We start from the raw sequence: 24,217 nt of genomic DNA, 5'->3' as shown, positions 1-24,217 counted from the left end.
AATCAATAAACGCCGGTAGATTCGCACGGGTATCAACAATTACTTCTATGCTTCAGTTAGCGAGAGCGCTACAGATTTTACTTTGGTTTCAAGGAGAAGAGCATGCCGATTGTCCATATACCGCCCGAAAAAGGGTCCAGTATAGTCGTCATTAATATTTCTGGAAAATTCGATTTTTCCACTCATAAGGATTTTAGAGAGACCTATATTCACCATACTCAGAAGGGCCTGGATTTTAAAGTTGACCTTAGTGAAACTGAATATATGGATAGCTCAGCACTGGGTATGCTGCTGATGTTGCGGGAATATGCAGAAGAAAACGAAGGTAAGGTTTGGATTCACGAGCCGCAGAAAGATGTCCACAAAATTCTCCAGATAGCCAACTTTGACCGCTTCTTTGAGATAACCCAATGCGGAAGTAAAGAGAATGAATGATCCCTTGTTCGGGGGGGTGGACAGGGTGTTAGGAAGTAGCGATGATGTTCCCTTAAGGCTTGCCTTGGTCGTCGATGACGATGAAGTCAGTCGTATGATGCTTAAGTCGATGCTCAATGCTAACGACTATCAGGTAGTGGAGGCTGAAAACGGTGAGCAGGGGGTTGAGCAATTTGACCGCTATCAGCCCGATATTGTTTTCATGGACGTACTTATGCCTGTGATGGACGGTCTTGAGGCAACTCAGCAAATCAAAGCCAGGTTGGGCAACTCTTTTGTTCCTGTTATTTTCCTGACTGCGCTGGGTGACGATGAAACGCTGGGGCGTTGTGTCAGCGCCGGTGGTGATGACTTCTTAAGCAAGCCAAGTACTCCGGCAGCGCTGCGCTCGAAGATCATTGCCGTTGGCAGAATTCAACGATTGTATAAAGAGCTTCGCGTTCTTAATGATGAGCGTCAGCGGGAGGCGGAGGTTGCGGAGCAGGTCTTTAATCGGGTTGTAGCCGCAGATAATGTCGCTGTAGTGGGGCTTCAAACTCTGATGCACCCCGCTTCAACCTTCAGCGGTGATGTTCTGCTGACGGCCTATCGGCCGGATGGCGATCTTTACGTTTTTCTGGGGGACTTTACCGGTCATGGTCTGGTCGCCTCGATTGGTTCACTTCCGTTGGCTGATACCTTCAGGGCGATGGCCGGGAAAGGGTTTTCTGGCTCTGAAATATTGCAGCAGATTAATAATAAGCTTTGCCATTCTTTACCCACTGGAATGTTTCTTTGTGGTTGCCTGGTATGGATCTGTTCAGAAGAAAATAGAATTTCTGTTTGGAATGGCGGTATGCCTGATGTCTGGCTGCTGGACACCAAAAGAAAACAGGTAAAGCATCACTTTCCTTCTATCCATCCACCCATGGGGATACAAGCGTTCCAGGCTGAAGAACTTGTACTTGATCGTTTTGATGTGGAGGCCGGAGATCGGGTACTGATCTCCAGTGATGGTGTCGTAGAGGCCAGAAACTTTCGCGCAGAACAGTTTGGAGATCAGCGCTTTGAGCGGGCTATTCAGCAGGGATTGCAAAACGATGACCTGTTCGGCAGCGTTAAAACCAGTCTGGAGCTGTTTTGTGGCGTAACCGAGCCAGCAGATGATATCAGTATGGTAGAAATTCCCTGTTCAATAGCGCGTTCCTCATTGCCACCGGAAGGGAAGAGTACCTCCGTCGGCCAGACTCGTTTAAGCCAGTCCACTGCATGGAAGTGGCAACTGGAACTGACCGGGTCAGCGCTGAACGAGGCAGACCCTGTCCCCATGGCTATTGGTCAGCTTCAGGATATGGTGGGGCCGAGCTTGCCGCGTCAGGCTATTTTTACTGTGTTGTCAGAGCTTTATGTCAATGCATTGGACCATGGCGTCCTGGGCCTTGAGTCGACTCTTAAAAGCTCCGCCGAGGGGTTCTCTCATTACTACGATGAACGGGAGTCTCGTTTAGCCAATCTTTCTGACGGATTTGTTTGTATTAAGCTATCTTACAGCGTGGGGGCCGAAAAGTGTTATCTGGAGATGCGGATTGAAGACAGTGGTCCGGGCTTTAATTACGTAAACTGGGTGGATGACCCAGGAGATGAAACATCACACAGCGGACGTGGTATTCTGCTGGTTAATACTCTTTGTGACAGCCTGAGGTACTACTCTGTCGGTAATCATGTAGAAGCCATTCTGAGTTGGGCACGAGGAACAAATGATGGAGAAACCGCTACAGGAAACTGAAGTTTTGATGGCTCGACAGCCTATTTTTGACAGGCAGTTGAGTGTTGTTGCGTATGAGCTGTTATACCGCAGTGGCTCCAGTGGTGGTGCTGCATTTCTGGATGGGGATGAAGCCACCAGTGATGTTATTCTTAATGCCTATACTGGCGCGGGTGCCGATGTTCTGGCGCGTAATCTCCCGGTGTTTGTCAACTTTACTCATCGTATCCTGGTTGAGCACCGGATTCCCAAGTTGCTCAGGTCGCGAGTCGTGATTGAGGTATTGGAGGATACGGAAATTGATACACCGCTGATCGTAGCGCTAAGCAGGCTAAAGACGGAGGGTTTTAGACTGGCGCTGGATGATTTTGTTTTTCAGGACAAGTATCTGCCGTTGCTGGATATTGTCGATATTATCAAGCTGGATGTGTTGCAGCTTTCCAGTGAGGAGCTTGTCGAGAATATCAAATTGCTACAACCCTATTCGGTCTCGTTGTTGGCAGAGAAAGTCGAAAGCCAGGATAAGTTGTTTGAGTGCATGGATTTGGGATGTAAGTTGTTTCAGGGCTATTTCCTTCAAAAACCCACCCTTGTTGCCGGTAAAAAAGTCGGGTCAGATGTCGCAGCTGTATTGCAGCTGATTGCTGAATTAAACAACCCTGAGATTACCCCGGCTGAAGTGGAAACGCTTATTGTCAGGGATTCCACTTTGACCTACAAAATATTGCGAATTCTGAATTCTGCAGAATTTACTCTGGTAAAGAAAATTGTTTCGATCCGTGAAGCTGTCTGCCTGCTCGGACAGGATCAGCTGCTGAAATGGGCGTCGCTGATCGCGTTGTGCAGCAACAGTGAAAAGCCGCCAGAGCTGACGCTACAGTTGCTGGCTCGAGGCCGGATGTGCGAATTGCTGGCTGAATCGATTGAAGTAACCAATGCTAATAGCTATTTTCTCGTGGGGTTGTTGTCAGGTATCCATGCAGTACTGGATATAGAAAAGGAACAGCTTCTGGAGCTTCTGTCTCTGGGGCAGGAAGTGAAGCAGGCAATCAGTTCTATGGAGGGTGAAATGGGGCTGACGCTGAAATCGGTATTAGCCTATGAACAGGGTGAATGGGATGCACTGTCGGAGATTCAGTCCAACGTCGATGCTTTCCCCAGAGCCTATCAGGAAAGTATCAGCTGGGCTCAGGATGCGCTTAAATCTCTTGACCGGTGCTAGGGTAAGGCCCTGATTGGTGATAAAAACCGAAAGTTAAAAATTTTATTTTAAAACCGCTTAAGGCGCAGATCCTGTGTTTGCTTCGCCTTGGTTTGCGAGTATTCGAAACGCCTTTATATGGGTCTCCCTAAGGTAATTTAACCTGCTCAGATGGTGAAGAGTATCATTTAGAACCAAAGTACCTGGCGAATTGAACAATCTGGCCATACAGGAGGAGCTGAGGTCGTGATACTATCGGCAGGATTCTCGTAAGTTCATGTAAGGGATTGTCTCCATGTCAGAAGATTCATTCAAAGAAAGTGCTCTGCGATACCACACAGATCCCGTGCCGGGAAAGCTTGCTATACAACCTACAAAACCTTTGGCGAATAAACGGGATTTGTCCCGGGCATATTCTCCGGGTGTTGCCTATGCCTGTGAGGCGATTGTCGAAGATGATGCTGAAGCAGCGCGAATGACTGCTCGGGGTAATCTGGTCGGCGTTATCACTAACGGCACGGCAGTACTGGGACTGGGTGATATTGGTCCGTTGGCATCCAAGCCGGTCATGGAAGGTAAAGCCGTTCTATTTAAAAAGTTTGCCAATATCGATGTTTTTGATATCGAAGTTAATGAGACCGAAGTAGACAAATTAGTTGATGTGATCGCCGCTCTGGAGCCAACATTTGGAGGAATCAATTTAGAAGATATTAAGGCTCCCGAGTGTTTCCTGGTTGAAAGCAAACTGCGGGAGCGGATGAATATCCCTGTCTTTCATGATGATCAGCATGGAACTGCTATCGTGGCAGCAGCAGCTGTATATAACGGTCTGAGAGTTGTCGAAAAAACCATTGAAGATATCAAGTTGGTGGTGTCCGGTAGTGGTGCCGCCAGTATTGCCTGTGTTGACCTGCTGGTCAGTATGGGACTGCAAAAGAAACATGTGACGTTAATTGACCGTTCCGGTGTTGTTTATCAGGGCCGTGAGCAGGGGATGAACCCCTGGAAAGAGAGATACGCACGAGAAACAGATCTGCGAACATTGGATGATGCGATCGACGGTGCTGATTTGTTCCTGGGGCTGTCCGGACCGGGAGTGTTGACTCAGGATATGGTTAAGAAGATGGCCGAAAAGCCATTGATCCTGGCGATGGCAAACCCGACTCCTGAAATAATGCCGGAGCTGGCTAAAGAAGTCCGCCCAGACGCGATACTGGCGACCGGCCGTTCCGACTATCCGAATCAGGTCAACAACGTACTTTGTTTCCCGTTTATTTTCAGAGGGGCACTGGACTGCGGTGCCAGTACCATCAATGAGGCGATGAAGCAGGCCTGCGTCAAGGCGATTGCCGATCTGGCGATGAAAGAAGCGACTGATGTGGTTGCTGAGGCTTATGTCGGAGAAGATCTGACATTTGGCCCGGATTACCTGATTCCTAAGCCATTTGATCCTCGGCTGATCGAAGAAGTCCCTGTAGCGGTAGTCAAGGCCGCAATGGAAAGTGGTGTAGCCACTCGACCTATTGCCGATCTCGAAGCCTACCGCAAGTCACTGCACGAGTTTGTTAACCGTGCCGGTCTGTTTATGCAGCCGATGATTGAAGTGGCCAAGCAAGGGCCAAAGAGACGACTGGTTTACGCAGAAGGGGAAAACGATGACGTATTGATGGCTATGCAGGCCATCGTTGACGAAGGAGTTGCCGCTCCGATCCTGATCGCTCGCCCCGAAATTGTTCGAGAGAAGATGGACAGGCTTGGCTTGCGTTTTAATCTTGGGGAGGACGTGCAAGTGTTTAATCCCAACGATTGTGATCTCCATGACCGCTACTGGCAGCACTATCATGAGCTCGTTGGCCGCAAGGGGGTGACTGTTGAAGCAGCCAAGGCAGAGGTGCGCACCAATGCGACGGCTCTGGCTTCTGTCATGGTTTCTATGGGAGAAGCCCATGGTTTGATTTGCGGTAAAGTCAGTCGATTCGACAGTCACTTTCAGAAGATCTATGAGGTATTGGGTACAGACAGTGCTGATAGCCACGTATCTTCCGTTTGTGCTTTGTTGTTACCAACCGGACCGTTGTTCCTCGCTGATGCCTTCTTGAATGTTGATCCAACAACAGAGGAATTGGTTTCTACGACCGAATCCAGTATCGAATTTGTCCGTCAATTTGGTATTGATCCTAAAGTCGCTTTACTCTCTCATTCCAACTTTGGTTCTTCCCGAGGTAGTTCCGCTCGTAAGATGCGAGAAGCGGCAGCCATGTTAAGAGAGAAACACCCTGATGTGGAAATTGATGGTGAAATGCATGCATTCACCGCAATGAATGAAGAGCTGAGAAATCGTATCTTCCCGGGGGCAAATCTGACAGGTCAGGCTAATCTGTTGATTATGCCTAACCTGGATGCTGCCAACATTGCCCTGGGATTAATTCGTTCCTTAACGGATGCGCTATTGATCGGACCTTTCCTCACAGGTATCAGCAAGCCTGCTCATATCGTAATACCTTCGGTAACGGCTCGTGGCATATTCAATATGAGCGCTTTGACCGCTGCTGATGTGGAGCGTTACTGCAAGGACAATGTTTGTCCAATTTAGTAAAGGATAGCTTTAGTAAATAAAGGATAGCTTTAGCAACGGATTGTTTTGGTCAGGAATTGTTTGATTAAGATAAAGACTATCTGCTTACAATAGAGCCTAGACTCAAGAGTCTGTTGTGGTGATAAATACCACAACAGACTTTGAATGGGCCTGCGTCATATGGACTGTATTTTTTCTTATCAGACAGAACCAAGCATAATCACCTGCATTATCGAATCAGCTATATTATTGTAAACAAACCTATACCCCGTTACGTCTTCCGAGCAGCCCTAAAAGGTTATCTGGAAAGCTTCGACTGTTGGCTTCAAAAATCAGTCTGGCGGTTTTGCCTGGCAGGCAAGCCGCGTTTTATTAGGACGATCCAACAGTGTGACAATGATCGTTGCTGCAATAATCAGAGCACTGGACAGATAGAAGTTCGGTTCCGGCGCTATAGCAAAAAACACAAAATCAGCCACCACGGCAAACGCCAGTGCCAAATATTCGAACGTTGCTAGTTTAGATACCTCACTGTGCTGATAGCTGAGGGTCATCATGATGTGTGCAATGCCACCGGCAAATCCGCAGCCAATCAACAGCAATAGTTGCTCCTGGTCAGGCTGAACCCATCCCGTCGGTATCGTCGTCAGACCCGCAAGAGTACAGGTTAGGGCAAACTAAAAGGCGATGGATCCAGCGTTCTCTGTTTGAGCCAGGCTACGTATCTGGATCTTGGCCCCTGCGGTGAACACTGCCGTCAATAATCCAAGCGTCGCACCGATGAAATATTCTTGATTCGCAGCAACACCGGCGATATTCGGCATCACTAGTACTAGCATGCTGGCAAAACCAAGTGCAATGCCGAGCCAACGTGGGCCGCTGACTTGCTCTTTCAATATCATTCGTGCCAACAGTACCGTTAATAGCGGAGCTATGTAGCCAATCATAGTGGCATGGGCGATTGGCAGATACTTTAAAGAAGCAAAGGAGGCAAACATCGCCAAACACCCCAGTACGCAACGATAGACGTGCCCCATCGGTTTTTTTGTGCGTAATCCCGATGGAAATTCTTTACTTATATGGAGAAAAACCACCAGTGGAATCAAGGCAAAAGCACTGCGAAAAAATACGATCTGTCCAGTCGGAATCTGTTCGGCAATAAACTTGATAAATAACACCATGATGGTGAAAAACAAGGTCGCACCAATGCGAAGGGATACGCCAATAGCATCAGGGCTCATGGAAAACTCTTCAATGTGTCATTCAATCAACAGGTTTCTGAATATGGTCACGCAACTGGTCACCGATCAGGTTCAAAGCCAGCACTGTTATTAGTACCGCCAGACCCGGGAATATCATCAGGTAGGGTGCTGTCAACATATAGGCTTTACCATCGACCAGCATGGCGCCCCACTCAGCCTGCGGTGGCTGGACACCAAAACCGAGAAAGCTCAGTCCCGAGATCGAAAGGATAGTCCGAGACCACATGTTGGTCCACAGCACCAACAATCCGAGCCGTAAATTTGGCAAAAAGTGGCGCCATAGAATGAGCCAGAAGGGCAGGCGGTTCAGTCGAGCCTGCACTATAAAATCCTTCTGATTCAACACCAGCGTCAATGAGCGGGTCAGGCGGGCATAGCGCATCCAGCTGACCATCACCAGCGCGAGCACCATATTGCCAGTGCTCGGGCCTAGAATGCCGGAAATTGCAATGGCGGCTATCAGCTCGGGGAAGGCAAAAAACGAATCCGTGGTCCGCATGGATAAACGATCAAACCATTGCGGTCCGGCCCCTGCACAGAGCCCTATCAGAACACCGATAACCGCTCCGCAAACTGAAATAACCAAGGCCAATCCAACCGACCAACCGGCACCGTAAATAATCCGGGTGGCAACATCACGTCCCAGATGATCAGTACCAAGCCAGTGCGCCGCACCCGGCGATTGCAAACGAGACAGAAAGTCTGCGGTATTGGGATCATAGGGCGTTAGCAGCAGCGCCATTGCATAAAGTCCAAGAAATACCATGATTCCAATTCCGGTGCGGATCAAAAACCTCCGCAAAGCGGTCAATTCTGCTCCGTCACTTCCTTCATACACCGAAGGCAGAGTTTCGATATCTGTCATCAAACCACCACTCGAGTGACACGTTTTACAGGGTTGATCGCATCTTGCAGCAGCTCTACCAGCGTATTAATCAGCACATAACTGAACGCTGATAGCAGAACCAGACACATAATGACCGGATAATCTCTACTCATCACCGAACTGACAAAGAGAGATCCAATACCGTTTCGGGAGAATATCACCTCCACAATCACCGCTCCTTCGAGTAGCGCCGCCAATTCAATACCGATCATCGTTATTGCAGGAATCAACGCATGCCGTAACACATGGCACCAAAAGATTTCTGTTTCAGTAACTTGTCTTAATCTCAGGGCTTCGAGATGAGGCGCAGCTTGTGCCTCCAGTAAAAAAGAACGGAACAAGCGTGTCTGAGTGGTCATGACCCACAGAGCGAGAGTGGTGGCTGGTAATATTAAATGGGAAAAACTACCGCTGCCGTAAGAGGGCAACCACTGTAAAGTGGCTGCAAACAACAGAATCAACATCAATCCCAGCCAGTAAGAAGGGACTGCAGCTCCCACCGAGGCAACTCCAATGGCAACTCGATCCATTAAGCTACCGGGCTTTTGGGCACTCACAACACTGAGAACGAAAGCCAGCCCAAGGCCTAAAAGCAACGCAGTAATGGACAGTGTCAATGTTTCCTGAAGATTCGGTATTACAATCAGCCACACTTCTTCCTGGGAAACCAGAGAACGTCCAAGATCACCTTGCAGCAACGGACTCAACCAATGGAAGAACTGGCTTAGAAAAGGTTTATCCAGCCCGAACTCCTCCCGGATCATAGCGATAATTTCCGGTTGGACATCCCCTTCACCACTATAGCGGGCCTGCCCAATGGCAAGTGCTTTATCACCGGGGGCGAAGTAATACAGCAAAAAGGTAAGGAAGCTGACACCAAACATCACTGCCAGCAGTCCAGCCAAGCGCTGGCAGATCAGCCCTGTCACACCGTTTGCAATCTTCTTCATGCGCTGGCCTCCAATAGAACGGGAGCCATGGCTGCTGGGGCATCCAGAGAGCCCAGTATTCTGGCGGCTTCTATGAGTTCAGCCCCATAATCAGAAGTAGGGGCGGAAAAAAATTCCTCTACCGGCTGATAGGCCTCGACACAGCCATCGCGCAAAAGCAAGATCTTATCTGCATAGGCATCAGCGAAACCCAGATCATGGGTAACAAACAGATAGCTAAGACGATGTGCGGTTTTTATCCCATCGATCACCCACGCGATTTGTTTTTGCACCACCGCATCCAGAGCAGACAGAGGCTCGTCAAAAATGATGACCTCTGGAAGGCAGACTAACGCTCTAGCGATGCACACTCGTTGCGCCTGGCCGATTGATAGTTGGGAGGGGAGTCGTCTGGCCAGCTCTGGCGACAGCTCCACTTTCCTGAATGCAGCCGCGACCCGCTCGGCTTCTTTCTGCTTGCTCAGGCTCTTGTGGTACAAGCTTTCAGCAACCGCACGACCAACAGGCTGTAGCGGATTCAGCGCCGCCAGTGGATTCTGCATCACCCAGCTCACACCGGGTAACCCCAGATATTGATGTCCAGGGTTGAGCTGACAATCCTCTTCAGCAAACTGGTAACTTATCTGCCCCTGGCTAAAGGGCATCAGGCCTAACAACGTTTTCAGCAGGGTCGTTTTACCGGAGCCACTTTCACCTACGATACAGAGACATTCGCCCGGTTTGAGGGTGAAAGAAATATCATCGAGCAGTCGCTGACTGCTCACATCAACACAGAGTGAATTTACAGCTAACACGATGACGCTACCTGCCTTACCGAACGATGACCGCTCCAACTGCGGTTGGATACCAGCAACTGGCCGTACTTCGAGTGTGGTTTGTCCAGCAACTGCTGCGACGGGCCGAACTCCAGAATCCGCCCTGTGGCCATGATGGCGACCCGCTGGGCAAAGCGGGAAGCGAGGGCCAGATCATGGGTTACGATTAGCACTGCGATGTTCCTTTGACGTGCATGTTCCATGACCGTGGTAATCGTCTTGGCAGCAATCAACGGATCCAGCGCAGAGGTAGGCTCATCCAATACCAGCAGTTGCGGCTTTGCCAGCAGCGCAAAAGCGATCAGCAAGCGCTGTTGCATTCCCTGACTCCATTGATGCGGAAAACTGCGGCCGAAATGCTGCAATCCCAGTGAGTTGAGCAGGGCCTGCTGTTCAGAATTCGGCATCTCAGAGCCACCCCCACAGCGTAAGGTTTGCCGCCATTGAAGTGCCAGACGTTTCAATGGATCTAAACCGGCCTGGGGATTCTGTGGCACAAAGGATATACGCGAGCGATCCCGCGGCACCACCCCTGCGGCAGAGAAATCGTATTGTTCATCACCGAACTGCATTCGGCCAGCGAAGGGCTGTACAGGTTTATACAACCCTATCAAGCAATGCAACAGGCTGGATTTTCCAGATCCCGAGCCCCCCACGATTGCGACGCATTCGGCTTCATTGACGTCGATAGATATGTCCGATAAAACAACCTGTCTGCCTATACTGGCCGACAGGTTGCTAATGCTAAGAAGGTTGTTATTGTCGGGCAAGGTCCAGCTCCGGAGTTGCTAGATAGGTTTCTGCTGGGTGAATGCGATAGCCCTTCACTTTGCCATTGCCGACTGATACCTGAGCTTTATGGAACAATGGAATAATCGGCAGATCTTCATTGATAATGGCTTGAAGCTGATCATAAATTGGCTTCGCTTTCTTGGGATCAAACTCTGACCGCCCTTGTTCCAGCAGTGCATCCAACTTCGGATTGGAATATCCTGAGAAGTTGAAGCCGCCGTCGGTTTGCACCAATGTGCTGGGGAAATAGTCTGGATGCCCTTGCGGCGCGGCATTCCATGCCTGCAGATTTATCTGAATCTCTCCGGCTTTGAGGGCGTCGTTGTTTGCCCCAAATTCGCCCATTGCGATTTCAACATTCAATCCCAGCTTCATCAGCAGTTGCTGACTGATTTCCAGCGTTGGTCGCAAAGCGGCACGGCCTTCATAGGAGCGCATTTTCAGAGTGATATCCTTACCGTCCAGCTCGCGAATGCCATTGCCGTCAGTGTCTTTAATACCGGCTTTATCCAGCAATTCGTTGGCCCTTTGTAAGTCATAGGGAAGGCTTAATTCAGTGTTTACCCAAGATTTCATATCTACAGGGAAAATGGATTTTGCCGGGCTACCACCTACACCGGCAAGGGCTACCTGTGCTATTAACTGACGATCCAAACCCAGTGAAATAGCCTGACGTAGCGGTTTATTCGACAACACACCATCGGAGACTCGTACCATGAAGAAGAACAAGCGTAACGTTTCGGCTCTGAAACGCTGTCCTTCGTTGTTGTTCTGCAACTCGGCAAACTCTGGCTCTGCATAGTTGGTTACCAGATCCACGTCTCCCGCTTTCAATGCCAGTGCAGCGACCGAGGGATCGCCGATTTTGTCCAGTACGATGCCATCGAGTTTCGGCGTACCGCCCCAGTAGTCAGCAAAGGCGTGAGTTACGTATTGTTTGTTAGCTTTGGCCGAAGAGAAGATAAACGGTCCGGTACCGATAATGGGCAACGCTTCAGTACCCTCTTTCAACACTGCCGCTGAGGGTTCGGTCAGTGCCCATAAGAAAGCTGAGTTAGGCTTTTCGGTGATAAAGATCAAGGTTCTATCATCAACTACCTTAATCTTTTTGAGACCGAGTAATTTCCACAAACGAGGGTTATGCGCGGAATGGTCTTTCACTGCCAATTTGTCGAAAGAAGCTTTCACATCTTTAGCCGTCATGATGCTGCCGTCATGAAATTTCACCCCGCTACGAATAACGACTTTCCACTCAGTTGGCGAAATATTCTCATAGGATGAAGCCAGACGTGGGTACTGCTGCATCTCAAAGGTCAGGCCAACAAGGGTCTCCGACACTCCGGCCCGATTGCTCATCCAGCCATTCTGACGTGCTCTGGGATCTGGAACCGAACTTGTTGGACCAAAGGGATACCCAATACGCAGTACTTTCTCACTGGCAATAGCTGAATCTACCAACAGACTAGTGCTACCCATGAATGCTGCAACACCGTATAGCGCGGTGGCAAATAATGAGCCTCTGAGCACAGTTTTATCCATTCTTATACTCCAACGTTGCAATGGAAGACGTAACCAAGTAAATAATAATGTTATAACATAACACTACTTCTGGCTATCATTATCTGGCTTCAGTTCTAAATGGTTTGATCAGGACAGTAGGGTGCTTACTGGTGACTCTCGTAAATAAAGTAGACTATTACGAGAGAAATGAAGTTTTTATTTTCATCGCTAATTCGTCATAGATGTCGCATGCAGACATTGACAAGAACGGGTGATGAGCGTCTACTTGCTACCCTCACTGAGCGACTCTGGTTTACAGAGTTGGTAGAAGCCGTCGTATCTGTTATTCGCAATATTTGATTAGATAAGTCGGTGTTTTATTAGGGAAGTTGGTGAACCTTTTGGTAACTCCAACACTGCCCCCGCAACGGTAAATCGGTTAAGTTGTTTCACAATGCCACTGCACATTGACGTGTGGGAAGGCGAAGCAACCCGTTTGGATATTCAAAGAGAAACCTTTGAACTCAGAGTCTGATACGTTTGAGTCACAAGTGACCTCCTGGAATAGCTAACGTACTGATAAGTCCGGAAACCTGCTTGGTGTGATCTGTTTATTATGGTGTTGCGGAGGGCTTCACCGAGCGGTATTTCTGCTTATCCTCCCAACTCCGCCTGTATATATATTGCCCAGACGGAGAAAATTCTGATGCTTAAAAAACTGGTCGCGACTCTCGTTGTCTCAGCCTCTGCGGTTTCCGCCGCCCACGCTCATTTCCAAATGCTTTATACGCCTGATTTGTTGCGGGAAAAGGGCGGTGAAATCAGCCTTAAAGCCCCCTTTACCCATCCGGCTTCCAGTGGTCATGTGATGACCGTTGATAAGCCTCAGCAGTTTTTTCAGATCCGTAAAGGTAAAAAGAAGGACTTAATCGATCAGCTTGTGGCTGGCGATTGGACCAGTGCGGAAAATAAGGGACCTTCCTACGAGGCCAGTGTCAAGTTGCGTGGCCTGGGTGATAATGTGTTTGTATTACAAGCAGCACCTTACTACGAAGAAGCGGAAAATAAATACATCCAGCAGATTACCAAAACCATCGTTAATGTAGGTGGTCTGCCAACAGACTGGGAAGCCGAGGTCGGTTTGCCTGCTGAAATCGTGCCGCTGACCAAGCCCTATGCTATCTATGAACATGGCTCCTTTAGCGGAATCGTGAAAAGTGAAGGGAAGCCGGTACCCTATGCTGAAATTGAAGTTGAATATATCAACTACCTACCGGACATGAAGGCAAATGCGTTTGCCAAAGAGAGCACCGTCACGCTCCCCGCAGATGCTTTTACCACCATAACTATCTATGCTGATGCAACAGGTACCTTTACTTTCGGCATTCCTAAAGCGGGGCAGTGGGGGTTCGGAGCACTCAATGTAGGCCCGGAAAAAGAGTATAAGGGTAAGGAACTGTCTCAGGATGCTGTTATTTGGGTGCAAGCCCATGCCATAAACAAACCCTCATTATAAGAGAGCCCGGAGTCACCTATGCATATTGTTGACGGAGCACTGTCTGTACCGGTGTTGGCCGGTGGGGCCGCGCTCGCCATTGCAGGTGTGGCGGTTGGATTAAAAAAGATGGATTACGACCACTTACCTCAGGTCGGAATACTGTCTGCAGCGTTTTTTATTGCCTCTTATATTCATTTACCGATTGGGTTTTCGAGTGTCCATCTGATTCTGAATGGCTTGATCGGTCTGGCTTTAGGCTGGGCTGCCTTTCCGGCGCTGCTCGTGGCTTTGTTGTTGCAAGCCGTGTTTTTCGGTTTTGGCGGCTTTCTGGTGCTAGGGGTGAATACCCTGAATATCGCCTTGCCGGCGGTGTTGGTCTACGGTCTCTGCCGGGGTGGAATTGTATCCTCCTCGCCTAAAGTGGCCGCCACCTGGGGCGCTGTGGGTGGTGCCGGGGCCGTGGCCATAACCACCGTTATGGTTGCAGCTTCACTGGCTCTTTCCGGAGAAGCCTTTCTGTTGGCTGCAAAGGCAACATTAATCGCCCATATACCGGTGATGATTGTGGAAGGCTTTGTAACCGGAGCTGCGGTGCTGCTGATACGTAAGGTGAAGCCAGAATTCCTGAATCTTTCTGAGGAGTGGGAAGGTGGTTAATCAACTGATCAAGGCTTTGCCTCGTTGCTTTAAGGGCCTGTTTGTTCTGGTACCAGTGATCCTGTTATCGAGCCCTTTCGTATTTGCTCACAACGTTGTGGGTGGTGTTTATGCGTTGGGCAGCCTGATAGAAGGGGAGGCTGGTTTTTCCAACGGTGATATGGCTAAACCCGGAACAGCGGTAAAAATTCTGGATTCCAACGGAGCGCTGATCGCTGAGACCAGCACCGACGAAGAAGGGATATTCAGCTATCAGGCCACCCGTCGGATTGATCACCACTTTCTTTTGGACCTTAGCTCCGGTCATGTGCTCAAGCTGGTGCTTCCTGCTGACGAGCTTCCTGAAAACCTCAGCAGTGAAGCAAAATCGGTCGCTCAGACAGCAGTTCCTTCAGTCGATAAAACACTGAGTGGAAGTGACGCTCGGATTGACTCCGAAAAATTGCAGCAGATGATTGAGAAAGCTGTGGCAAAGCAGGTTAAACCGTTACGCAAAGAACTGTCGGCGTATAAGGAAAAGGCTTCCCTGCAGGATGTTCTGGGTGGGCTTGGCTACATCTTTGGCCTCTGCGGTATAGGCATCTGGATACGTCAGCGTAAGCAGGAACAAGATTTAAAGGATAAACAACGACAGGAACAAGCGCGTGCCACAGTTTCTTGAGCATAGCGGTAGCTCCTGGAAAGGACAACGGCTGAAACACGAGCCTTCGTGGATTGACACACTTGATCCTCGTATACGCGTCGCCTCTGCCTTTGTTTTTGCGCTGATTGTGGTGCTGTCCAACGACTTTGGTGTGCTGATTACAGGGCTTTTCGCCTCGTTACTGCTTGCTAAACTGGCTCGACTGAATGTGAAGCGGACGCTCCGGCGCGTTATCGCAATGGACATGTTTATGATCTTCCTGATCGTTATGCTGCCGTTTACCACCCCAGGAGAGGCGCTATTCTCAGTGGCCGGATATCCTGCCAGTCTCGAAGGGCTGTTGCATGCACTACGGATTACCTTAAAAGCCAATGCTGTGGTGCTGATGTTGCTGTCGATAGTGGGCACCATGAGTGCGACAACACTGGGTCATGCCATGGCTCGTTTAAAGGTGCCGGATAAATTGGTGCATCTGTTGCTCTTCACTGTGCGTTATCTGGATGTGATTGGTCAGGAATATAAGCGGATGCGTCGCGCCATGCAGGCCAGGGCGTTTGTGTTACGAAGTAACAGTCATACCTGGCGTTCCATGGGGTATCTGATTGGAATGCTGTTGATTCGTTCGCTGGAGCGCTCTGAACGTATCGTCGATGCCATGAAGTGTCGTGGATATAAGGGGCAGTTCTATTTGATGGACAATACCGTGCTGGCGCGGCAGGACTACAGCTATATGGTTATCTGCGCTCTGTTTTTCAGTGTCTTACTGGCACTGAACTTTGTCTGAAGGGGACGGCTATGAAGGGGTCAGTACAGCTATGACGGCACTTATCGAAACAAAAGGACTATGTTATCGCTATCCACGCAGGGGGATGGTCCTGGATAACGTTGATTTTTCATTGATGCCGGGTGAGAGGGTGGCGTTGACGGGAGCCAACGGTGCTGGAAAAACCACCTTCTTACATCTGCTTGTCGGACTGAAAAAAGCCAAGGCGGGGGAAATTCATGCCTTTGGTCAGCTTCGTAAGCAAGAGCCTGATTTTGTTGAAGTGCGTGCCAGAGCGGGCTTTTTGTTCCAGGACCCTGATGATCAGCTTTTTTGCCCGACAGTGCTGGAGGATGTCGCCTTTGGTCCGTTGAATCTGGGCAAATCAAGAGAAGAGGCTGTGGAAATAGCCCACGCTACCCTGAGTTCTCTGGGAATGGCCGGATTTGAAGAGCGAGTCACGCACCAGCTGTCAGGGGGTGAAAAGCGCATGATTACGCTGGCTTCGGTCTTGGCGATGAAACCTGATGTGCTGCTATTGGACGAACCCAGTAATGCTTTAGACACCAACGCCCGGCAGATACTGTTGGACACCTTACAGGGATTGCCGCAAGCGATGATCATCATTTCTCACGAAAATGATTTTCTGGCTCAGTTGGCAACTCGATGGGTCAGCCTGGAAGCCTCCCGATTTATTAACCTGGCTGTTGATGATCAAACAGCTGTTGATGAAACGGCAGATGCGTCGGATGACGCTGCTGCCGCTAGCGCTATAGATAAAACGGACGAACATGAGCTTCTTCGCGCCGCTCGCTAACAATGTCTTTCGCGGCTTATTCCTGGCCCAGCTGATTTCCCTGCTGGGTACCGGTTTAACCACCGTCGCTTTAGCATTGCTGGCCTATGATCTGAACCCCGGTCATGCCGGTGCTGTGCTCGGTAGTGCCCTGGCTATAAAAATGCTGGCATATCTTGGTGTTGCGCCCGTGGTTGGTGGATATATTCATCGCTTGCCTCGTAAGGGCTGGTTGCTTGGGCTGAATATCGGACGTGCATTATTGGTTGCGTTACTGCCGTTTGTGAATGAAATCTGGCAGTTATTTGTGTTGATCTTCCTGTTAAACGGTTTGGCAGCTGGTTACACACCGGTATATCAGGCGTTATTGCCGGACATCCTGCCAGACGAGCAAGAATACACTCAGGCCCTGTCCTTATCCCGTTTTGCAATGGAGATAGAAAGTCTGTTGAGTCCGGCTCTGGCTGCCCTGCTGCTGATTTATCTGCCTTCCAGTTTGTTATTTCAGCTTAACGCTGTTGGTTTTGTGCTGGCGGTGCTGCTGGTTTTGAGCGTGACGATACCTTCCGCCCCTGTCAGCGAGCGAACCGGTGGTGTCTGGCACCATGTGAGTTTTGGTATTCGTTGCTATCTGAAAACCCCCCGTCTTCGAGCCATCTTGGCATTAAACATGGCGCTTTCTGCTGCGGGCGCGATGGTTATTGTCAATACCGTTGTCTACGTCAGATCGATTTTAGGACTTGATGAACAGCAGGTGCCTCTGGTGATGATTGCTGCAGGGATTGGCTCGATGGCCGTGGCATTTGCGCTTCCGAAGATATTGGAGACCTATCGAGACAGGGCTGTAATGCTGTTCGGTGGTGGGCTGTTCGTGTTGGCGTTAGCGGCAGGTATGTTTAAACCCGGTTATATTGGATTGTTTCCCATCTGGTTCGTTATTGGTTCTGCCACATCATTGGTTTTGATACCGACCGGTCGGGTGCTTCGGGATTCGTGTAATCCCGGTGATCGAAGCGATTATTTTGCCGCCAACTTTGCTTTGACCCATGCCATGTGGTTTGTGGCTTACCTGGCTGCAGGCTGGATAGGCAGTCAATTCAGCATGACAGTTACCTTTATGTGTATGGCTTTGATGGCAGCGCTGGCAACACTGGCGGCCGCATTATTCTGGTCCATTAAAGATCAGGCTGAACTTTGGCACGAACATCCGGAAACGGACCATTTACACCCTCATGTCCATGATAAACATCACCAACATATTCATGAAGGTTGGGAAGGGCCTGAACCCCATGTTCATCCGCATCATCACCATAAGCAGCGTCATCGTCATGCTTATGTAATAGATGAGCATCACCTGCAGTGGCCCAGGCAATGACGGCGCATTTAGAGCAATTCATGCCTTTTATGGCAGATCGAAAAGAATTGAGCTTTGCTAGGCTTGGGATTGGAGAAATTCAAATAAGGTGCCTCAAAACAGGCATTTATAGAGACTGATATGAGCAGATTATCGACACCCCATTTCCCATTCTCGGCGGTTGCGGGACAAGCCTCGTTTAAGCTGGCGCTTATCCTGGCTGCGATTAATCCCTCAATTGGTGGGGTGTTAATCAGTGGGCCACGAGGGTGTGCAAAATCAACGTTGGCAAGAGGGATGGCCGATCTTCTTCCTACCGAACCTCCTACAGAGCCTTCTGTCCAGGTTGGAACCGCTCAGTTTGAAACAGCGGACTCTGCTTTTGTGACACTACCATTAGGAGCCAGTGAGGAAATGCTGGTGGGGACTCTGGATTTGCAGAAGGTCCTTAATGATCAGAATGTAGCGTTCAGTCCAGGATTGCTCAGTAAAGCCCACAATGGTGTGCTTTACGTTGATGAGGTCAATCTGCTTGCCGATAATCTGGTTGATATGCTGTTGGATGTTGCCGCCAGCGGAATTAATCATGTGGAGCGTGATGGTATCAGTCATAACCATGCTGCGGAGTTTTTACTTATCGGCACCATGAATCCTGACGAAGGTGAGTTACGCCCGCAGCTGCATGACCGCTTTGGCCTCTCTGTTGAATTGAGTAACCAGTACGAAGCTGCCGAAAGGGTAGAGATCGTGCGCTCCAGAGAAGCCTTTGATCAGGACCCCCAGGGGTTTTGCTCCGGTTATGTTCAGCAACAAACTGAATTAAGAGAGTGTATCGAACAAGCACGAGTGGTGCTGCGAACTGTCAGTTGCAGTGACCCGTTACGATTCGAGATTGCAGAACGCTGTAACGATGCTCAGGTGGATGGTCTGCGAGCTGATATTGTCTGGTATCGGGCGGCTTTAGCCCACGCTGCCTGGAACGGTCGTTCCGCTATGTCTATTGAAGATATTGATGCCGTTGAAGAACTGGTTCTGGCTCATCGTCGAAAGAGTCAGGGCTCATCTCCGTCCCGTCAACCGCCAGAGCATGCGCAAAACCCCAAGCCCCCTTCAGGATCTGCATTTAGACGGCCGCCGGAAAGACCTGAAGCTCCTCGCAATACTGAATTTAATAACGCTGATGCTAATCGTCCAGATGAAGATCGGGATCATGACCAGAACCAAACTCAGGATCAGGAAAGCGCAGGCAATTCTGGTGACTGGGGACAGATGGAACCTCAACAACAAAACATCGCGGTTCGTTCAAACCTCTCGCTCAGTCAGCTGCAGCGAGAACAGCGTGTTTCTGCTCAATTGTCCCGGCCATTAGCTCAAGTCAGCAAGCAAAAGGGAGAAGGCAGTAGCGGCTATCGGATCGGTTCCAAGGAGGGGAATAAGCCTAATTGGTTTTCAACCCTGGTAGAAAATGCAGGTATTTGGCCACCCAAAAAACTTCGTTTTCATCAGGAAACCAAAGGCCAAGCTGTACTTCATTTCGTTTTGCTCGATACCTCCGCTTCTACTCTCGGGCATGGAGTGTTTTCAACCGCCAAAGCGGCGGTACTGCATATTGCAGAGCAGGCTTATTTGAATCGGCAGCAACTGGCGATACTGGGGTTTGGCAACAATCAGGTGGATACCTTACTGCCGCGCATTCGTGCGCCTAAAGAACTGATGGAGCTGCTTAATCAAATACCGGCCGGTGGCGGGACGCCTATAAGGGAGGCGATGCAGCAAGCGCAGCAGTATCTGCAAAAATTGCAACGACAGACACCACAGCTGCAATTGCGTAGCTACATACTGACGGATGGTCGTACCAATGCCCGGTTAACGGATATCTGTTTACCCGGTGCTTGTGTACTGATAGACACTGAACAATCCCAGATTAAGCGAAGCCGGGGCAAACAGCTGGCTACGGATTTAGGCGCTGATTATTTCCCGCTACCGATATAAACGAGTGATGACCTTTATAAACGCAGGATAGCCGTTACCGGCGTGAGTTTATTGATACCGATTAAAAAAACAGGGGCCAAGGTTATGAAAACCCATCAAGAACGAATGGCAAGAAAAAAAGCAGTTGTTGACGAGAAAATCGCCAAGGCCACAGAGGAGCGTGGTGTTGTCATTCTGCTTAAGGGTAACGGTAAGGGTAAAAGCAGCTCTGCCTTCGGGACAATGGCCCGTTCTGTGGGGCATGGTAAGCGCTGTGCCGTAATTCAGTTTATCAAGGGACGCACCGAGACCGGTGAGTATAAGCTGTTTAAAGATCACCCCCAGATTGACTGGCATGTCATGGGCCATGGTTTTACCTGGGAAACCCAGGATAAAGAAAAGGACATAGAAGCCGCGCAAAAAGCCTGGCAGATCGCAGAAAAGCTGCTCCAGGACGCTAGTTATGATCTGCTGGTCTTTGACGAAATGAGTTATATGTTCAAATACCATTACCTTGATGTGGCGCCAGTGATTGAAGCCTTAAAGAACCGGCCTAAAGACCAGAGCGTGATGATTACCGGTCGAGCCATGCCCGAAGCGCTGGAAGAAGCGGCAGATACCATCAGCAGTATTCGTGATGAACGCCATGCTTTTCGACTGGGGGTGAAAGCACAGGCAGGGATTGAATTCTGATGGCTACCATTTCTTCTGCTGAACATTCTGCAACTACAGGCAATCTAAACACTGATTCTGTCGATGCGGATTCTGTAAACACCAGCTCTTCAAATACCGTTGAGTCCCATTCTGCCAACGCAGGCAGCCGTTCAGACTCGGTGCTATCGGAAGTAAGAGCCTCTGCCAGCTGTCCGGCACTGTTTCTCTCGGCACCGGGTTCCGGTGATGGTAAGACGACAATCACTGCCGCCCTGGCTCGTTATTTTAAACAGCAGGGGAAAGTTGTCCGGGTCTTTAAGACCGGTCCTGATTATCTGGACCCGCAGATTCTGGAGCAGGCTTCGGGGCAGGGAGTTGAGCAACTGGATATGTGGATGGCGGGTGAAGCATACTGCCAGCAGATGTTCTTTGAGGCGGCTAAAGAAGCTGATCTTATCCTGGTAGAAGGGGCCATGGGCATGTTTGATGGCACACCCTCCAGTGCCGATCTGGCCGCTCGATTTAACATCCCAATTGCTATTGTTCTTGATGTAAAGGGAATGGCGCAAACGGCAGCTGCGGTCGCTACCGGACTGGCTAATTTCCGCGATGATGTGCAGGTCGCAGGCTTGATCGCAAACTACTGTGGAACCGAACGTCACGCCAACCTGATTGAAGAAGCACTGCCAGATACCTTGCCATTGTTGGCCACCCTTGCCCGTGATCCGGAGGTGGCATTACCTGAGCGCCATCTTGGCCTTGTCCAGGCCGCTGAAGTGCGTGACGAACTGGAAAAGCGTTTTAGCGCCGGTGTTGAATGGATTGCAGGAAACCCGATTACCCAGTTACCGGCACCGGTTGAATTCTTTTCAGCAGCGGTTGAGTCGGTTGGCGCAAGCTTGAGGGGTATTCGGGTGGGTATCGCAAAAGATGCGGCCTTTAGTTTTATTTACCAGGCAAACCTGCGACTGCTGGAAAAGATGGGAGCCGAGTATGTCTTCTTTTCACCTCTTGAAGATACAGAGTTGCCGGAAGTCGATGCACTCTGGTTACCGGGCGGATACCCAGAGCTTTATGGCGCTGAGCTGGCCGCGAATAAGCCAATGCTTGAAGCCATACAGCAGGTTCATCGTGTCGGTATGCCAATCCTGGCTGAATGTGGTGGTTTTCTCTATACCCTTGAGACATTGACGGATCTGGATGAACAGCAGCATACCCTGCTTGGATTGATGAAAGGGCATGGGGCAATGCGTGGTAAGCGCGGGTGTCAGGGGATGCAGACTGCGGTTCTGCCAGAAGGTGATATTCGAGGCCATGCTCACCATCGTTCACGCAGTGAGGGAACGGATGAGCCCATCAGTTTTGGTCGACGCCAGCGTCATCCCGCACCGGGGGAGGCGATCTACCGTCATCAGAGCCTGACTGCCAGTTACCTGCATTTGTTTTTCCCGTCTAACCCGAAGGCGATTGCAGCGATATTTTCTGGGCAAGGTTGTCTGTCCATCGATGATCATGAATCACAACAGGTTTCCCATGCCGTTTAGTTGCTTGTCTGCTGGAGCTGCACAAATAGTAGTATCTGAACATACAGCGGAGCACTGATTGATGTGGCCGGAAAGTGATGAATCACCACGTCCTCTGAGAAGTGGCTACACGACAGGTTGCTGTGCGACAGCCTGCTGTGTCGCTGCTGCTCAATCACTGCTTGCCCAGCGGCAGCCGGGGAAGGTGGATGTGAGCTTGCCTCGGGGTAAGGTGGCAGAGATCATCATAGAAGGCTATGAATCGATTGAAAATGATGAATCGAATGAAGGTGACGAAAAAATCGAAGGTGGTGTACGAACTTCTACCATCAAGGATGCCGGCGATGATCCAGATGTTACCCATGGCGCTACAGTTTTTGTTGAGTTGAGATTGGTAAAAGATAAGGGTATTCAATTTAGTGCGGCCAAAGGTGTAGGTACGGTTACCCGTACTGGGCTGGTACTAGAGGTTGGTGAACCGGCCATTAATCCGGTCCCTCGTAAAATGATGACTGAGCATCTGCAAAAAGCAGCTTACACCTACCAATATGATGGAGGTTTTGAGGTCTCTGTTGGTGTCGAAGGTGGAGAACAAATCGCACAAAAAACCATGAATTCACGGCTCGGTATTTTAGGCGGCTTATCCATTTTGGGAACAACCGGCATTGTTCGTCCTTATTCATGTGCGGCCTATATTGCCTCCATTCATCAGGGGATCGACGTCTGTAAAAGCAACGGTATTACTCATATTGCTGCGACGACCGGTAGCACCAGTGAAAAGGCCATCGCCAGTCATTATCAACTGTCAGACATGGCTTTGATCGAGATGGGAGACTTTGTTGGTGCGGTATTGAAGTACCTGAAAAAAGTGCCTCTGGGAAAACTGAGCATCTGTGGCGGGTTTGGCAAAATCAGTAAACTGGCCAATGGCCATATGGATCTGAACAGCCGGGCGAGTGCCATTGACCTTGATCGACTGGGGGAATTAGCTAAACAGGCGGGTGCTGATCCGGTGTTGGTTAAGCAGGTTCAATCAGCCAATACCAGTATCGAAGCACTTAACGCCTGCCAGAAGGCAGATGTTGATTTAGCCGCACTGGTTTGTGCTGAAGCCTTAATGAAGGCTCGCCGTATTGTTCCTGATTCGGTCGAACTGGAAGTCTGGGCCACGGATAGAAAAGGAAATTTTGTAGGTAGTGCCCATGAGATTGAGCGATGACTATTGAAATTTCGAAGCTGGATACTGAACGAGCGGGGATGGTAGCGGACATGTGGTTATGAAAGTACTGCTCCTTGGAGGGACTGCTGACGGACGGCATGTTGCACAGGCGCTGCACCAGCAAGGCCTATCGGTCATCTATAGCGTCGCCGGTCTGGTTCGGATGCCTAACGTGCCCTGTCCGGTGATCAGCGGAGGCTTTAGCCAATGGGGTGGCCTACAGCAGTATATCGAGCAAGAGTCTATTGACCTGATCCTCGATGTTACCCATCCCTTTGCCGAAACAATGAGTACGACTGCGGTGAAAGTTGCCAATAAGTGTGGAATACCTTGCTGGCGTTTTCATCGTAAGGCCTGGGAACAACAAGCAGGGGATAATTGGCAGGGATTTACCGAATGGAAGCCTCTGTTAAAAGCTCTCGCAGGCAAACAGTCGATATTTGTAACCGCAGGGCAGTTAACACAGGAATTAATGGATCAATTGGTTCAAGATTCATCTATTCAAAAGGTGTTATACCGCACGGCTGCACCAGCCAAAATCAATCTGCCGGATACCGTTCAATGGATTAAAGCCATTGGTCCCTTTGATCTTCAGGGTGAACAGGCGTTGATGAAAGAACACAAAGTCGATGCTCTGGTGACTAAAAATAGTGGTGGAGATTCCACTCAGGCCAAATTGGTTGCGGCCCGACAATTAGGGATACCCGTTTTTATGTTTCAACGTCCGGAGTTACCCCGTGCAGATCTGGAGTTTGAAGCGTTGTCTGAATGCATTGATAAAGTCATTGATAGGTGTCGATTCGGTGCTTAATTTGTTCGCTGAGGACAAAGTAGTTGAAGGTTTAATTGATTAGATTGCTTAAGGGAACCGATGGATAAGATATATCCAAATAACCGTTGGGTTAAACAAGCATGGGGTTAAACAAGTATGGGGTTAAACAAGCATGGGGTTAAACAATAGCTGGTTTGGCAGCAAAAA

General features: G+C 49.7%; 22 protein-coding genes and 1 riboswitch. Of the genes, 15 read left to right on the top strand and 7 right to left on the bottom strand.

Annotation, left to right across the window (positions count from 1 at the left end; all coding sequences use genetic code 11):
• Nucleotides 1–102 precede the first annotated feature (102 nt).
• From BGP75_RS10805 to BGP75_RS27735, 4 genes are all read left to right on the top strand, one after another.
• On the top strand, nucleotides 103–435 hold the full coding sequence (locus BGP75_RS10805; RefSeq protein WP_076718629.1) for an STAS domain-containing protein: 333 nt from the start codon (nucleotides 103–105) through the stop codon (nucleotides 433–435).
• Nucleotides 428–2,200 carry a fused response regulator/phosphatase gene (locus BGP75_RS10800; RefSeq protein ID WP_076718627.1) on the top strand — a complete coding sequence of 591 codons (1,773 nt, stop codon included), beginning with the start codon at nucleotides 428–430 and terminating at the stop codon, nucleotides 2,198–2,200. The genes BGP75_RS10805 and BGP75_RS10800 overlap by 8 nt, the downstream gene beginning before the upstream one ends.
• The gene (locus tag BGP75_RS10795) at nucleotides 2,172–3,401 is read left to right on the top strand and encodes an EAL and HDOD domain-containing protein (RefSeq protein ID WP_083704746.1); all 1,230 of its coding nucleotides are present in this window, start codon (nucleotides 2,172–2,174) and stop codon (nucleotides 3,399–3,401) included. Before BGP75_RS10800 ends, BGP75_RS10795 begins: the two co-directional genes overlap by 29 nt.
• A gap of 274 nt (nucleotides 3,402–3,675) precedes the next feature.
• Nucleotides 3,676–5,973: an NADP-dependent malic enzyme gene (locus BGP75_RS27735; protein WP_076718622.1), complete on the top strand. Its 2,298-nt coding sequence runs from the start codon at nucleotides 3,676–3,678 to the stop codon at nucleotides 5,971–5,973.
• A gap of 314 nt (nucleotides 5,974–6,287) precedes the next feature.
• Here BGP75_RS27735 and BGP75_RS27205 read toward each other — a convergent pair whose 3' ends face one another.
• From BGP75_RS27205 to BGP75_RS10760, 7 genes are all read right to left on the bottom strand, one after another.
• Nucleotides 6,288–6,557, bottom strand: coding sequence for a hypothetical protein (locus BGP75_RS27205; RefSeq protein ID WP_198939342.1), 270 nt, complete (start codon nucleotides 6,555–6,557; stop codon nucleotides 6,288–6,290).
• A 75-nt stretch (nucleotides 6,558–6,632) separates the two neighbouring features.
• Complete coding sequence (locus BGP75_RS27200; protein WP_198939341.1) at nucleotides 6,633–7,196, bottom strand: DMT family transporter; 564 nt, start codon at nucleotides 7,194–7,196, stop codon at nucleotides 6,633–6,635.
• Nucleotides 7,197–7,218: 22 nt separating this feature from the next.
• A complete protein-coding gene (locus tag BGP75_RS10780; RefSeq protein ID WP_076718620.1) occupies nucleotides 7,219–8,082 on the bottom strand; it encodes an ABC transporter permease in 864 nt (287 codons plus the stop codon).
• Nucleotides 8,082–9,053 (bottom strand): ABC transporter permease, encoded by a 972-nt coding sequence (locus tag BGP75_RS10775; protein WP_076718617.1) that lies wholly within the window; start codon nucleotides 9,051–9,053, stop codon nucleotides 8,082–8,084. Before BGP75_RS10775 ends, BGP75_RS10780 begins: the two co-directional genes overlap by 1 nt.
• Complete coding sequence (locus BGP75_RS10770; RefSeq protein WP_076718615.1) at nucleotides 9,050–9,847, bottom strand: ABC transporter ATP-binding protein; 798 nt, start codon at nucleotides 9,845–9,847, stop codon at nucleotides 9,050–9,052. The genes BGP75_RS10775 and BGP75_RS10770 overlap by 4 nt, the downstream gene beginning before the upstream one ends.
• A complete protein-coding gene (locus BGP75_RS10765) occupies nucleotides 9,841–10,638 on the bottom strand; it encodes an ATP-binding cassette domain-containing protein (protein ID WP_076718613.1) in 798 nt (265 codons plus the stop codon). Before BGP75_RS10765 ends, BGP75_RS10770 begins: the two co-directional genes overlap by 7 nt.
• Nucleotides 10,625–12,199 (bottom strand): ABC transporter substrate-binding protein, encoded by a 1,575-nt coding sequence (locus BGP75_RS10760; protein ID WP_198939340.1) that lies wholly within the window; start codon nucleotides 12,197–12,199, stop codon nucleotides 10,625–10,627. Before BGP75_RS10760 ends, BGP75_RS10765 begins: the two co-directional genes overlap by 14 nt.
• Nucleotides 12,200–12,509: 310 nt before the next feature.
• A riboswitch (cobalamin riboswitch) is annotated at nucleotides 12,510–12,776 on the top strand.
• Nucleotides 12,777–12,866: 90 nt separating this feature from the next.
• Between BGP75_RS10760 and BGP75_RS10755 the strand changes: the two genes are divergently transcribed.
• The 11 genes from BGP75_RS10755 (at nucleotide 12,867) to cobK (ending at nucleotide 24,049) form a co-directional block, all read left to right on the top strand.
• The gene (locus BGP75_RS10755) at nucleotides 12,867–13,676 is read left to right on the top strand and encodes a DUF4198 domain-containing protein (RefSeq protein WP_076719249.1); all 810 of its coding nucleotides are present in this window, start codon (nucleotides 12,867–12,869) and stop codon (nucleotides 13,674–13,676) included.
• Nucleotides 13,677–13,694: 18 nt separating this feature from the next.
• Complete coding sequence (gene cbiM / locus BGP75_RS10750; RefSeq protein ID WP_076718611.1) at nucleotides 13,695–14,315, top strand: cobalt transporter CbiM; 621 nt, start codon at nucleotides 13,695–13,697, stop codon at nucleotides 14,313–14,315.
• On the top strand, nucleotides 14,308–14,976 hold the full coding sequence (locus BGP75_RS10745; RefSeq protein ID WP_076718608.1) for a hypothetical protein: 669 nt from the start codon (nucleotides 14,308–14,310) through the stop codon (nucleotides 14,974–14,976). The genes cbiM and BGP75_RS10745 overlap by 8 nt, the downstream gene beginning before the upstream one ends.
• A complete protein-coding gene (gene cbiQ, locus BGP75_RS10740) occupies nucleotides 14,960–15,742 on the top strand; it encodes a cobalt ECF transporter T component CbiQ (RefSeq protein ID WP_083704745.1) in 783 nt (260 codons plus the stop codon). The genes BGP75_RS10745 and cbiQ overlap by 17 nt, the downstream gene beginning before the upstream one ends.
• A gap of 31 nt (nucleotides 15,743–15,773) precedes the next feature.
• Nucleotides 15,774–16,538, top strand: coding sequence for an energy-coupling factor ABC transporter ATP-binding protein (locus tag BGP75_RS10735; protein ID WP_083704800.1), 765 nt, complete (start codon nucleotides 15,774–15,776; stop codon nucleotides 16,536–16,538).
• Nucleotides 16,513–17,892, top strand: a complete 1,380-nt coding sequence (locus tag BGP75_RS10730) for an MFS transporter (protein ID WP_076718606.1) — start codon at nucleotides 16,513–16,515, stop codon at nucleotides 17,890–17,892. Before BGP75_RS10735 ends, BGP75_RS10730 begins: the two co-directional genes overlap by 26 nt.
• Before the next feature lie 120 nt (nucleotides 17,893–18,012).
• Entirely contained in the window at nucleotides 18,013–19,863 is a 1,851-nt protein-coding gene (locus BGP75_RS10725; protein WP_076718605.1) for an ATP-binding protein, read from the top strand.
• Between the two features lie 84 nt (nucleotides 19,864–19,947).
• On the top strand, nucleotides 19,948–20,535 hold the full coding sequence (gene cobO, locus BGP75_RS10720) for a cob(I)yrinic acid a,c-diamide adenosyltransferase (protein ID WP_076719247.1): 588 nt from the start codon (nucleotides 19,948–19,950) through the stop codon (nucleotides 20,533–20,535).
• On the top strand, nucleotides 20,535–22,040 hold the full coding sequence (locus BGP75_RS10715; RefSeq protein ID WP_083704744.1) for a cobyrinate a,c-diamide synthase: 1,506 nt from the start codon (nucleotides 20,535–20,537) through the stop codon (nucleotides 22,038–22,040). The genes cobO and BGP75_RS10715 overlap by 1 nt, the downstream gene beginning before the upstream one ends.
• 61 nt (nucleotides 22,041–22,101) lie before the next feature.
• Nucleotides 22,102–23,238, top strand: a complete 1,137-nt coding sequence (locus tag BGP75_RS10710) for a cobalt-precorrin-5B (C(1))-methyltransferase (RefSeq protein WP_076718603.1) — start codon at nucleotides 22,102–22,104, stop codon at nucleotides 23,236–23,238.
• A gap of 58 nt (nucleotides 23,239–23,296) precedes the next feature.
• Nucleotides 23,297–24,049: a precorrin-6A reductase gene (gene cobK, locus BGP75_RS10705; RefSeq protein WP_076718601.1), complete on the top strand. Its 753-nt coding sequence runs from the start codon at nucleotides 23,297–23,299 to the stop codon at nucleotides 24,047–24,049.
• The last annotated feature ends 168 nt before the right edge of the window (nucleotides 24,050–24,217 follow it).

Source organism: Motiliproteus sp. MSK22-1, from assembly GCF_001968815.1.
Lineage (GTDB): Bacteria > Pseudomonadota > Gammaproteobacteria > Pseudomonadales > Balneatricaceae > Motiliproteus.
Note: the sequence above shows the minus strand (reverse complement) of the source record. Positions and strands in the feature narration are given on the sequence as shown.

Bases quoted from the DNA above. Each gene is read 5' to 3' on its own strand.
- BGP75_RS27200 (WP_198939341.1), bottom strand. From the start codon at position 7,196: ATGAGCCCTGATGCTATTGGCGTATCCCTTCGCATTGGTGCGACCTTG.
- BGP75_RS10800 (WP_076718627.1), top strand. From the start codon at position 428: ATGAATGATCCCTTGTTCGGGGGGGTGGACAGGGTGTTAGGAAGTAGC.
- cobK (WP_076718601.1), top strand. From the start codon at position 23,297: ATGAAAGTACTGCTCCTTGGAGGGACTGCTGACGGACGGCATGTTGCA.
- BGP75_RS10725 (WP_076718605.1), top strand. From the start codon at position 18,013: ATGAGCAGATTATCGACACCCCATTTCCCATTCTCGGCGGTTGCGGGA.
- cobO (WP_076719247.1), top strand. From the start codon at position 19,948: ATGAAAACCCATCAAGAACGAATGGCAAGAAAAAAAGCAGTTGTTGAC.
- BGP75_RS10805 (WP_076718629.1), top strand. From the start codon at position 103: ATGCCGATTGTCCATATACCGCCCGAAAAAGGGTCCAGTATAGTCGTC.
- BGP75_RS10760 (WP_198939340.1), bottom strand. From the start codon at position 12,199: ATGGATAAAACTGTGCTCAGAGGCTCATTATTTGCCACCGCGCTATAC.
- cbiM (WP_076718611.1), top strand. From the start codon at position 13,695: ATGCATATTGTTGACGGAGCACTGTCTGTACCGGTGTTGGCCGGTGGG.
- BGP75_RS10755 (WP_076719249.1), top strand. From the start codon at position 12,867: ATGCTTAAAAAACTGGTCGCGACTCTCGTTGTCTCAGCCTCTGCGGTT.
- BGP75_RS27735 (WP_076718622.1), top strand. From the start codon at position 3,676: ATGTCAGAAGATTCATTCAAAGAAAGTGCTCTGCGATACCACACAGAT.
- BGP75_RS10715 (WP_083704744.1), top strand. From the start codon at position 20,535: ATGGCTACCATTTCTTCTGCTGAACATTCTGCAACTACAGGCAATCTA.
- BGP75_RS10710 (WP_076718603.1), top strand. From the start codon at position 22,102: ATGTGGCCGGAAAGTGATGAATCACCACGTCCTCTGAGAAGTGGCTAC.
- BGP75_RS10775 (WP_076718617.1), bottom strand. From the start codon at position 9,053: ATGAAGAAGATTGCAAACGGTGTGACAGGGCTGATCTGCCAGCGCTTG.
- BGP75_RS10795 (WP_083704746.1), top strand. From the start codon at position 2,172: ATGATGGAGAAACCGCTACAGGAAACTGAAGTTTTGATGGCTCGACAG.
- BGP75_RS10780 (WP_076718620.1), bottom strand. From the start codon at position 8,082: ATGACAGATATCGAAACTCTGCCTTCGGTGTATGAAGGAAGTGACGGA.
- BGP75_RS10735 (WP_083704800.1), top strand. From the start codon at position 15,774: ATGACGGCACTTATCGAAACAAAAGGACTATGTTATCGCTATCCACGC.
- BGP75_RS10730 (WP_076718606.1), top strand. From the start codon at position 16,513: ATGAGCTTCTTCGCGCCGCTCGCTAACAATGTCTTTCGCGGCTTATTC.